Genomic DNA, 10,900 nt, shown 5'->3' with positions numbered 1-10,900 from the left:
CAGCGACACGGCGGATCCACGCGACCCACCCCGTGAATCCATCGCGATGCGAGGCCGTCGTGGCGGGTCGACTCATAGAGTGCCCTCGTGATCTCGGAGCTCGTCACGGCGACGCGGCCCGGCCTCGGCGCCGGGACGGGCACGTTCCTGCTCGCGTTCGGCGTCGCCGTCGTCGGGCTCGCCCTGCTGGTCGGGGTGTTGCGCTCGCGGGGCCATCTCGCGTCCCCGGAGAGCACGGCGACGTATCGCACGCTCCACGCCGCGTCGACGGCCGCCCGGCACCTCCGCGACGGGCTCACGGCGGAGGCGGCCGCGCGGGCCGCGCGTGACCTGCGCCCTCTCCTCGGCGTCGATGCCGTGGCCATCGGTGACACCGGGGGCGTCCTCGCCTGGGAGGGCGGCGCGGAGCATCATCGGCAGGACTTCGCCGCGCAGGTGCCCGGGGTCCTCGCCGGTGGCCGCACGGTGCGCCTCGACGAGCGGCGGGTGGGGTGCGACGACCCGGACTGCCTCCTGCGTGCCGCGATCCTCGCGCCGGTCGTGTGCGACAACCGGGTGGTCGCCGTCCTCGCCTCCTACCACCGGGGTTCCTCGAGCGACCTCGTGCGGGCGACGGAGGCGGTGGCGGCGTGGATCGCGACGCAGATCGATCTCGCCGAGCTGGGCCGCGAGCGCGGCCGTGCGGTCGAGGCGGAGCTGCGGGCGTTGCGGGCGCAGATCAGCCCGCACTTCATCTACAACTCCCTCGGCGCCATCGCGTCGTTCGTGCGTACCGATCCCGCCCGGGCGCGTGAGCTGCTTCTCGACTTCGCCGACTTCACCCGCTACTCGTTCCGGCGTACCGGCCCGCTCACACCGCTGTCGGAGGAGCTCGTCAACATCGAGCGTTACCTCGTCCTCGAGGAGGCCCGGTTCGGCGACCGGATGCAGGTGACCCTGCGCGTCGCGCCCGAGGTGCTCGGGGTGCGGGTGCCGTCGTTCGCGATCCAGCCGCTCGTCGAGAACGCCGTCCAGCACGGCATCGAGGCCGCGGCGGGTGTGGGGCGGATCCGCATCGAGGCCCACGACGTCGGAACGGAGGTCGAGATCGTCATCGAGGACGACGGCGCGGGGGCGGACCCGGAGCGGATCCGCGCGGTCCTCTCCGGCGACGAGGCCGGCGACCACGTCGGGATGGCGAACGTCGACGCGCGACTGCGGCAGACGTTCGGCGACGGGTACGGGCTGACGGTGGAGACGGCGATCGGGGCGGGGACGCGGGTGAGCTTCCGGGTGCCGAAGTTCCATCCCGACGCCGACGACTGAGGCCGCCCGGACCACGGCTGCAGCACCGTGCGGGTCGCCGCGCGGTGACGCACCGAGCGGACCGCCCGGGATGCCTGGACGGCACCTTTCCTCTTTCCGAGAGCACTTCGTCGGGGATGTCCGATGTGTCCCGCGCGTCGTCCGCACGAACCCGCGTCGGTCGACGACGCCCCGCGCGGACACCCCGTTCGGGGGCGTCGAACCCCCCACCCCGAGGGGCGCGAGACCGTACCCTTTCGTCATGGCAGCAGACGCCACGAGCACCGCCCCGCTGCGCGCCCTCGTCGTCGACGACGAGGCGCCCACCCGGGCCGAGCTCGCGTGGCTTCTCGAGCAGGACGACCGCATCGGCGAGGTGCGCACCGCCGCCACCGGCGCCGACGCCCTCCGTGCCCTCGACCAGGCTCCGGCCGACGTCCTCTTCTGTGACATCCGCATGCCCGGCCTCGACGGCATGGAGCTCGCGCGGGTGATCGCCCGGTTCGCCGAGCGGCCGCAGATCGTCTTCGTCACCGCCTACGAGCAGCACGCCGTCGACGCGTTCGACGTCTCGGCGACGGATTATCTCGTCAAGCCCGTCCGGGAGTCCCGTCTCGCGGAGGCGGTGCGCCGCGTCGTCCAGGCCCGCGCGGGGAGCGCTCCGGCTGCCGCGCAGACGGCGCCCGACGAGACGATCCCGGTGGAGCTCGGCGGCGTGACGTCGTTCGTGCAGCGATCCGACGTCCTCTACGTGCAGGCCCAGGGCGACTACGCCCGCCTCCACACCGCGGAGGGGTCGCACCTGCTGCGCGTCTCCCTCACCCTCCTCGAGGAGCGGTGGGCCGAGGCGGGATTCGCGCGCATCCACCGCAGCACCCTCGTGTCCCTCCCGGCGATCGCGCAGGTCCGCACCGACGGCGGGCGGAGCGTCGTCGTCGTCGGCGACGGCATCGAGCTCCAGGTGAGCCGCCGCCACACCCGCGATCTGCGGGAGCGTCTCGTCCGCCTGCCCCGCCGTGGAGGATCGTGACCCCGCCGTCGCGAGGTCGTCGCGTGCCCGCCGGGCCGCGTCGCGCCGGTCCCCCCGCGAGTCCTCTGGCGTGCCTGCCGCCGCACACTCTCGACGCCCCTCTCCCGGTCCGCCTCGGCGACATGCCCGGCAGCGTTCCCGGTGGTCGCGCATGAGCACGAACCCTCCGGGACGTGGAGTGCCGCGCCGGGTCCGGGTGACCTCGCCCCGCCGTGGCGCCACCCACGTCGGAGACCGGTCGCGCTACCGCGACCTCGAGGAGGAGACCGCCCTCGGCGAGGTGTACGTCGAGGCGATCCTCCGGGCCCAGCGTCGTCTCGCCATCTCGCTCGTCGCGTGCGTCGTCCTCCTCCTCGTGCTGCTGCCCACCGCGCTCGTCCTCCTCCCCGAGACGTGGACGCCGGCGGGCCTCGTCGTCCCCCTCCCCTGGCTCCTCCTCGGCGTCGTCGTCTACCCGTCCGCACTGTTCCTCACCCACCGGTTCGTCCGCGCCGCGGAACGCATCGAGCGGGAGTTCGTCGAACTCATGGACTCGCCGTGAGCACCGCACCCGTCGTCCTCGCGATCGCTCTCATGTGCGTCGGCACGGTCGCCGGCGGCATCCACGGCGTTCGGATCTCGCGCACGACATCCGACTTCTACGTCGCCGGCCGCAGCGTCACGCCGTGGCGCAACGCGTTCGCCATCGGCGGCGAATACCTCTCGGCCGCCTCGTTCCTCGGCATCGCGGGCCTCGTGTACGCCTCCGGGTGGTCGATGCTGTGGTTCCCCGTCGGCTACACCCTCGGCTACGTCGTCCTCGCCGCGGTCGTCGCCGCACCGCTGCGACGCTCCGGGGCGTACACGCTGCCCGACTTCGCCCAGCTCCGGCTGCAGAGTCCCCGCCTACGGCTCTACACCTCCGTGCTCGTCGTCCTCATCGGGTGGCTCTACCTCGTCCCCCAGCTCCAGGGCGCCGACATCGCCGTCGCCACCCTCACCGGGGCGCCCGGGCGGGTCGGCAGCGCCCTCGTCGTCGTGGTCGTGACGATCAACGTCGTCTCCGGCGGCATGCGCTCGGTGACCGACCTGCAGGCCGTGCAGTACTGGGTGAAGCTCGTCGCGATCGCCGTGCCCGCACTCGTCCTCGTCGCGTTGTGGGCGGGCGACGGGCACCCCGCGCCGACGTTGCCCGCGCCGCCCGCCGTGTCGACCCGCGCGGAGATCTACGCGACGGGCTCCCTCCTCCTCGCCCTGTGCCTCGGCACGATGGGGCTGCCCCACGTCGCCGTCCGCTTCTACACGAACCGTGACGGCGCCTCGGCACGCCGCACGACCGTGCCGGTCGTCGGGCTGCTCGCGCTCTTCTACCTCTTCCCCCCGGTCTACGCCGCGTTGGGCCGCGTCTACCTCCCGGGCCTCCCGGCGGGTGGGCAGGCCGACGAGATCGTCCTCCTCCTCCCCCGCGCGGCCGCGCCCGGCCCGCTCGGGGAGACCCTCGTCGTGCTCCTCGCGGTGGGGGCGTTCGCCGCGTTCCTCTCGACCGCCTCCGGACTCGCGGTCGCCGTGACGGGCGTCGTCGACCAGGACCTCGTCCGCCCCCGCCTCCGCGCCTGGACGGGCGACGACGTCGACGGCATCGTGAGCTTCCGCCTCTCCGCCGTGATCTCCCTCGTCGTCCCGCTCCTCATCACCGTCGGCCTCGGCCGGGTCGGGCTCGCGACGACGGTCGGGCTCGTCTTCGCCGTCTCCGCCTCGACCCTGTGCCCCCTGCTCGCGCTCGGGGTGTGGTGGCCCGGACTCACCGCCCGCGGCGCGGCGCTCGGCATGACGGCGGGAGGGATCGGATCCCTCACGTGCACCGTCCTCGTCCTCACCGGGCACGTGCCCGAGGGGACAGCCGGGCTCCTCGTCACGCGGCCCGCGGCGTGGAGCGTGCCGCTCGCGTTCGTCACCGCCGTCCTCGCCTCCTACGCGACGGCCGACCACGTGCCCCGCGGCACGCAACGGATCATGACCCGGCTCCACACCCCCGACCACCCGGCATCGCTCCCGGGCCGGCATGCCTGAGCCGTCCCCGGCACCCCGGACGTCACGGGCACCCCGGATCCCCCGGAACGACGGTCGAATCCGCCACCCTCCACGAGGCGCCGCATCCCCGTTCGTCGTCACCCGCCGACCGCTCGGCGTCGACACCTCCGCCGCCGATCGCACCCTCGCGCCACCGGCCTCTCCGCTGCACGACGCACGGCGCCGCCTGCGCACTCCCCCCGCAGAGTGGAGCGCACGACCCCCGCCGGGGGGCGGCCACCCGATCGATGCGACACGACCCCAAGGAGGTGCTCGTCGGTGGACACGACCAGCCCCGCAGCCTCGCCCTCGTACCGCCAGGTACAGGAGAGCGACGACTTCAAGGACCTGCGGAGGAGATTCCGGGGATTCGTCTTCCCCTGCACGATCTTCTTCCTCGTCTGGTACTTCGCCTACGTGATCCTCGCGGCGTACTTCCCCGCGATCATGGCGATCCCGGTGTTCGCGAACATCAACCTCGGACTCGTCCTCGGGCTGCTCCAGTTCGTCACGACGTTCGGCATCACCATCGCCTACGTGCGCTGGGCCGACAGGGTCTTCGACCCCCGCGCCGAGGCCATCCGTGACCGCATCAACGGCGGGTCCCCCCTCGCCGCCGACGACAAGGACGACCTCCGATGACCCTCGCCTCCCTCGCCGCGGCGGGCGGCACGACCGACGTCGGCAACCCGATCCTCAACATCTCGATCTTCGTCGCGTTCGTCGTCGTCACCCTCACCGTCGTCATCAAGGTCGCCTCCGGCAAGAAGACCGCGGCCGAGTACTACACCGGCGGTGCCTCCTTCTCCGGCGGCCAGAACGGGCTCGCCATCGCCGGCGACTACCTCTCCGCGGCGTCCTTCCTCGGCATCGCCGGCGCGATCGCCCTCCAGGGGTACGACGGGTTCCTCTACTCGATCGGGTTCCTCGTCGCGTGGCTCGTCGCGCTGCTCCTCGTCGCCGAGCTCATGCGCAACACGGGCCGGTTCACGATGGCCGACGTGCTCTCGTTCCGGCTGCGTCAGCGGCCCGTGCGCCTCGCCGCCGCGACGAGCACCCTCGCCGTCTCGTTCTTCTACCTCCTCGCGCAGATGGCGGGCGCCGGCGGTCTCGTCGCCCTCCTCCTCGGCCTGTCGGGTCGCACCGCGATCAACGTCGTCATCGCCGTCGTCGGCACCGTGATGATCGGCTACGTGATGATCGGCGGGATGAAGGGCACGACGTGGGTCCAGATCATCAAGGCCTGCCTCCTCATCGCCGCCGCGTTCCTCATGTCGGTGTGGGTCCTCGGACTCTCCGGCTTCAGCCTTCCCGCCCTCTTCGACGCCGCCGTGGCGAACTCACCCAAGGCCGGTCAGGCCCTCCTCGAGCCGGGCCTCAAGTACGGCAAGTCCGACCTCACGAAGATCGACTTCATCTCCCTGTCGATGGCCCTCGTCCTCGGCACCGCCGGCCTGCCCCACGTCCTCATCCGCTTCTACACGGTGCCGACGAGCAAGCAGGCCCGGAAGTCCGTCGAGGTCGCGATCTGGCTCATCGGCGCGTTCTACCTCTTCACCCTCCTCATCGGGTACGGCGCTGCCGCCCTCGTCGGCCCGGACCGCATCAACGCCGCCGCCGGCAAGGCGAACTCGGCCGCGCCGCTCCTCGCCCTCGAGCTCGGCGGCCCGATCTTCCTCGCCATCGTCTCCGGCATCGCGTTCGCGACGATCCTCGCCGTCGTCGCCGGCCTCACCATCACGACGTCGGCGACCATCGCGCACGACATCTACAACGAGGTCATCAAGCGCGGCGAGGCCTCCCCCGAGAAGGAGGTGAAGGTCGCCCGCATCGCGACCCTCGCCGTCGGTGTCATCGCCATCGCGGGCGGTGTCCTCGCCTACGGGCAGAACATCGCGTTCCTCGTCGCCCTCGCGTTCTCCGTCGCGGCGAGCGCGAACCTGCCGACGATCCTCTACTCGCTGTTCTGGAAGCGGTTCAACACCCGCGGTGCCCTGTGGAGCATCTACGGCGGGCTGTTCTCCTGCCTCTTCCTCATCTTCTTCTCCCCCGTCACGTCCGGAAAGGAGACGTCGATCTTCCCCGCCGCCGACTTCGCGTTCTACCCGTTGGAGAACCCCGGCATCATCTCGATCCCCCTCGGGTTCTTCCTCGGTTGGCTCGGCTCCGTGACGAGCAAGGAGTACAACGAGACCAAGTACGCCGAGATGGAGGTCCGCTCCCTCACCGGCATCGGCACCTCCGGCGAGGTCCTCGCCCACTGACGCGAGGCCCGCACCGCACACATCGAACCGCCCCGGACGCTCAGAGCGTCCGGGGCGGTTCGATGTGTGCGGTGCGGGGTGACACGTGCGGCGCGTGTGACGCCGCGATGTCAGCGCCGGACTGCGTCGAGGGCGTCGACGACGCCCTCGCCGTAGAATGCATTGTCGTCGGCGGTGCCGGTGCAGCGGGCGTCACCGGCGGGGCAGGCGTGGTCGTCCGCCTGTGTCTTGAGCAGCGACACGAGCTGCGCCGGCGTGGCGTCCGGGTGCGTGCCCTTGAGCAGCGCGAGGACGCCCGCGACGTGCGGGGAGGCCATCGACGTGCCCGACAGGTTCGCCCAGCGCTGACCCTGGTAGGTCGAGAGGATGCGACGCCCCGGCGCGGCGACGTCGATGACGCCCTCGCCGTAGTTCGAGAACGACGCGAGGTTCGACTCGGCGTCGATCGCCGACACCGTGACGACGCCCGGGAGCTCGGTGGGGATGTCGTGGCACGTCGTGTTGACGGTGCGCGTCACCGGCGTCGAGTCGTTGGGCGACTCCTCGTCGGTGGTCTTGTGCGCGAGGTCGTAGGCGGAGTTGCCCGCCGCGGCCGCACTCACGACGCCCCGACGGTCGGCGAACGCGTACGCCCGACGCATCGCCTCGAGCACCGGGGCCTGGTCGGGCTGGTCACCGCACCAGAACTGGAACGGGTCGACGAAGTAGCTGTGGTTGGCGACGGGGATCTGCTTCTTCGCCGTCCACATGATCCCGCACAGCGCGTACTCGGGGTAGATCATCCCGTCGCCGTTGACGACCTTGACCGAGGCGAGCTTGACCGCCGGGGCGACACCGACGATGCCGGCGCCATTGCGAGCCGCGGCGACCGTGCCGGCGACGTGCGTACCGTGCGAGCTCGTCGTCGCCTCCCAGCCGGTGGGCTGCGGCACACCGCCCATCGTGCAGTTCACCGACAGGGCCGGGACGATGTTCTCCTGCAGGTCGGGGTGGTTCGGCTCGATGCCGGAATCGACGATCGCGACCGTGACCTTGCGGTCGCCGTCGGTGATCTCGTGCGCCTTGTCCGCCTTGATGAGGCGGTTGTTCCACTGGTCGGGCTCCATCGGGTCGAGCCCGGCGGCCGGCGCCGACGGCGACCCGGTGTACATGCCCTCGAACGTCGCGAGCTTGCGGTGGCCGGGCGGCACCGGGCGACCGACACCCGCGCCGGGCGCCTCGGAGACGGGCACCGTGCGCGTCGGACCGGCGGACTCGATCGTGCCCTTCGCACCCGCACGCAGGGTGGGGAGGAAGGAGGACCGCGTCGACTGCACGACGAGGACGCCGATCTCCTCGTACCGCTGCACGACGGTGCCGCCCGCGGCGGCGACCGCCCGCTCGGCCTTCTGCATCTGGCCGTGGTTGACCTTCGCGACGTTGACGACGTAGCTCATCGTCCGCCCCTCGGGCGCGACGACGGGGACGGTGGTGGAGGGGCCCTCGCTCGCACCGGCTGAGGCGGGGACCGCAGAGGCGAGCAGGGCAGGGACCACGAGCGTGCCGGCCGCGGTGAGGGCCAGGCCGAAGCGCGTGAGACGAGAGGAAGTGGGCACGGAGTCTCCTGTGTTCGGTCGATGCCGGACGCCGTCGTCCGACCGGTCCAGTAGACACGGCGAAAGGCCCCCGTCAGGCGATCGCCGAATGGGTTTTTTTGGGCGCAAAGACGATTCGTGACCACGGGTGACGCGTCCGCCCCGGGGAACGGCGCGGGACGCGTGGTCGGGCACGGCGCCCGGGTGACGCACCCGCCGCTCCAGGACCGCGGGACGCCACCGTCACGAGCCCCGGCGGCCACCGATCGCCGGTACCACCCCCTACGCTGGCCGGAGGCCACGGGAGACCCCCGCGGTCGATGTCCCGGGTGTCGTCTCCCGCCGCCCCCGCTCCTCACGAAGGAGACCCCCCGTGGTCCGCGCCCTCTCGATCTCCGCCTGTTCCGTCCTCGCCCTCGCACCCCTCGCCGCGCCCCAGAGCGCCGCAGCGGCCCCCGCCCGTCCCGCGTCGGCGCCGATGGTGCAGCGCGTCGAACAGCCTTCGACGCCCGTCGCCGAACGCGCCCGCCACGGCCGGCTCGCGAGCTACGTCGTCAACCTCCGGGACTCCTCCCGTTCGACCCGCCTCGCCGGGCACGCCGCCGTCCGTCGTTCCGGTGGGCGCGTCGTCGCCGCGTGGCCCGAGATCGGCGTTCTCGTCGTGCAGTCCACCGATGCGCGGTTCCTCGGCCGCGTGCGCACCCAGCGTGGTGTCGAGTCGGCCGGCGCCACCCGCAGCGTGCCCGTCCGCCCCACGCCGCGCTCGGCCCGTACGGTCACCTCCGAGGGCACGCGCGGCGGCCGGGAACGCGCCCAGTGGAACCTCGCGATGATCCGCGCCGACAAGGCCCAGCGGGTCACCCGCGGCTCGAAGTCGGTGCGCGTCGCGGTCGTCGACTCCGGCATCGACCCCACCCACCCCGACCTGCGGGGCGCCCTCGACCCGGCCACCTCGATCGGCTGCACGAACGGCGGCCGCCCCACCAAGGGCGTCGCCGCGTGGCGCGCGACGAACAACCTCCACGGCACGCACGTCGCGGGCATCGTCGGCGCGGCCCGCAACGGCAAGGGCATCGTCGGCGTCGCCCCCGGGGTGCGGATGTCGTCGGTCAAGGTCGTCGACGAGCAGGGCATGATCTACCCCGAGTACGCCCTGTGCGGCGTCATGTCGGCGGCACGCTCCGGCGCCAAGATCGCCAACCACAGCTACTTCGTCGACCCGTTCGTCTTCTGGTGCGACGACCAGCCCGGCCAGCGGGCCGTCAAGACGTCCCTGCAACGGGCGTTCGCGTGGTCCGCGAGGCGCGGGGTCGTCAACGTCGCCGCCGCGGGGAACTCCGGCCTCGACCTCACCGACAAAGGCGTCGACAGCGAGAGCCCCACCGACGCCCGCGCCCGCACCCGCCGCATCAACGCCGGCTGCACCGACCTCCCCACCGAGCTCCGCGGCGTGCTCTCGGTGTCGGCGGTGGACCGCACGCGCGAACTCGCGCCGTATTCCAACGACGGCCTCGGCGTCGTCGACGTCACCGCACCCGGAGACGAGATCCTCTCCACCGTCCCCGGCGGCCGGTACGCGGTGGAGTCGGGCACGTCGATGGCGGCGCCGCACGCAACCGGGGTTCTCGCGCTCCTCGCGTCACGCCACCCCAAGGCCACGCCCGCGCAGCTCACCTCGATGCTCAAGCGCCAGGCCCGCCCGCTCCCCTGCCCGCGCGACTCCGGCTGCCGCCGCAAGGGATCGGTGACGAGCTACTACGGCCACGGACTCGTCGACGCCCTCGCCGCCGTGAAGTGACGGCGCGCGGCGCCTCCGAGGTCACCGCGTCGGGGTGGCCGTGAGCGACCCCCGCGGGTCGACCACCCGGTAGAGGACGCCCGCGACCGTCTTCGCACGCGGGGTCACCGTCACCGAGTACGCCCCGACCCGCCCGTCCTGGTCGTACCAGAAGGTGTAGGCCGCTTCCCCGTTCGTCGCACCGCAGTCCAAGGTCGTCTGCATGGGGTTCTCGTGCTCGACCGCCACGGCCACGTCGACCCTGCCGCGCCCGACGCAGGACACGTCCATCGCGAACGCCGACCCCGGCATGCCCGCGTCGTCCACGTCACGCATGGTGACGCCTCGGCCGCCCGCGTCCGGTCCCACGACGATCCCGCTGCGTTCGACCCGGAGGACGTCACCGCCCGGGGAGGGCGCGGGCGCCGGCCGGTCGTGGACGAGGCGGCGGCGGTACCCCTCGGCCTCCTGCTCGGGCCCGGCGGCGGGGCTCGCGGAGGGCGAGGCCGCACCGGGCGAAGAGTTCGAGGACGAGTCCGGACCCGCAGCAAGGGCCGTGGCCACGGACGAGGCAGCGGATCCCGGTGCGGTGGTGTCGGTGGGCGTCGCCCGGGGCGTCCCGCCGCTGCAGGCGGCGAGGGTCGCCGTCGCCAACGCCGCGGCGGTCACCGCTCGAAGGGCGCGTCCTCGTGTCGTCGGTGACATCCTCGTCTCCTCACGTCGGGCCCGTCGTCGGGCGTGGGCCCACTCCACACCCATCGAAGGTCTCACGGGCGCCGAATCGCCGAACTCCGCACCGTTCGTCGCAGAGAGGGCACCGACCGACGACGCCGGGCCCCGAAGCGGCCGCTGCGGGGGGCTCGCCCCGTACCGTGCCGAGGGTGAAGTGACCCCGGCCATACGGCCGTCACCGTCGACACCA

Annotated in this window: 9 protein-coding genes; 7 read left to right on the top strand and 2 right to left on the bottom strand. The window is 72.6% G+C overall.

Annotated elements, in window-relative coordinates:
- The first annotated feature begins 87 nt into the window (after nucleotides 1-87).
- The 6 genes from MOPEL_RS03430 to MOPEL_RS03405 all read left to right on the top strand — a co-directional run bounded on the left by MOPEL_RS03430 (nucleotide 88) and on the right by MOPEL_RS03405 (nucleotide 6,627).
- Entirely contained in the window at nucleotides 88-1,305 is a 1,218-nt protein-coding gene (locus tag MOPEL_RS03430) for a histidine kinase (RefSeq protein WP_009481464.1), read from the top strand.
- A 241-nt stretch (nucleotides 1,306-1,546) separates the two neighbouring features.
- Nucleotides 1,547-2,314 (top strand): LytR/AlgR family response regulator transcription factor, encoded by a 768-nt coding sequence (locus tag MOPEL_RS03425; RefSeq protein WP_009481463.1) that lies wholly within the window; start codon nucleotides 1,547-1,549, stop codon nucleotides 2,312-2,314.
- A gap of 151 nt (nucleotides 2,315-2,465) precedes the next feature.
- Nucleotides 2,466-2,855 (top strand): hypothetical protein, encoded by a 390-nt coding sequence (locus MOPEL_RS03420; protein ID WP_040632714.1) that lies wholly within the window; start codon nucleotides 2,466-2,468, stop codon nucleotides 2,853-2,855.
- On the top strand, nucleotides 2,852-4,363 hold the full coding sequence (locus MOPEL_RS03415) for a sodium/solute symporter (protein ID WP_009481461.1): 1,512 nt from the start codon (nucleotides 2,852-2,854) through the stop codon (nucleotides 4,361-4,363). The genes MOPEL_RS03420 and MOPEL_RS03415 overlap by 4 nt, the downstream gene beginning before the upstream one ends.
- A gap of 279 nt (nucleotides 4,364-4,642) precedes the next feature.
- A complete protein-coding gene (locus MOPEL_RS03410; protein ID WP_009481460.1) occupies nucleotides 4,643-5,005 on the top strand; it encodes a DUF485 domain-containing protein in 363 nt (120 codons plus the stop codon).
- Nucleotides 5,002-6,627, top strand: coding sequence for a monocarboxylic acid transporter (locus MOPEL_RS03405; protein ID WP_009481459.1), 1,626 nt, complete (start codon nucleotides 5,002-5,004; stop codon nucleotides 6,625-6,627). The genes MOPEL_RS03410 and MOPEL_RS03405 overlap by 4 nt, the downstream gene beginning before the upstream one ends.
- Nucleotides 6,628-6,737: 110 nt before the next feature.
- On the opposite strand, the gene MOPEL_RS03400 is transcribed toward MOPEL_RS03405, so the two are convergent.
- Nucleotides 6,738-8,222 (bottom strand): S8 family serine peptidase, encoded by a 1,485-nt coding sequence (locus MOPEL_RS03400; RefSeq protein WP_009481458.1) that lies wholly within the window; start codon nucleotides 8,220-8,222, stop codon nucleotides 6,738-6,740.
- A 352-nt stretch (nucleotides 8,223-8,574) separates the two neighbouring features.
- Here MOPEL_RS03400 and MOPEL_RS03395 point away from each other — a divergent pair, with 352 nt between their 5' ends.
- Nucleotides 8,575-9,999 carry a S8 family peptidase gene (locus MOPEL_RS03395; RefSeq protein ID WP_009481457.1) on the top strand — a complete coding sequence of 475 codons (1,425 nt, stop codon included), beginning with the start codon at nucleotides 8,575-8,577 and terminating at the stop codon, nucleotides 9,997-9,999.
- A gap of 21 nt (nucleotides 10,000-10,020) precedes the next feature.
- On the opposite strand, the gene MOPEL_RS03390 is transcribed toward MOPEL_RS03395, so the two are convergent.
- Entirely contained in the window at nucleotides 10,021-10,683 is a 663-nt protein-coding gene (locus MOPEL_RS03390) for a hypothetical protein (RefSeq protein ID WP_141631160.1), read from the bottom strand.
- Nucleotides 10,684-10,900: the final 217 nt, after the last annotated feature.

Origin of the sequence: Mobilicoccus pelagius NBRC 104925 (assembly GCF_000247995.1) — a bacterium.
Classification (GTDB): Bacteria; Actinomycetota; Actinomycetes; order Actinomycetales; family Dermatophilaceae; genus Mobilicoccus; species Mobilicoccus pelagius.
This window is presented reverse-complemented; position numbering and strand designations above follow the sequence as displayed.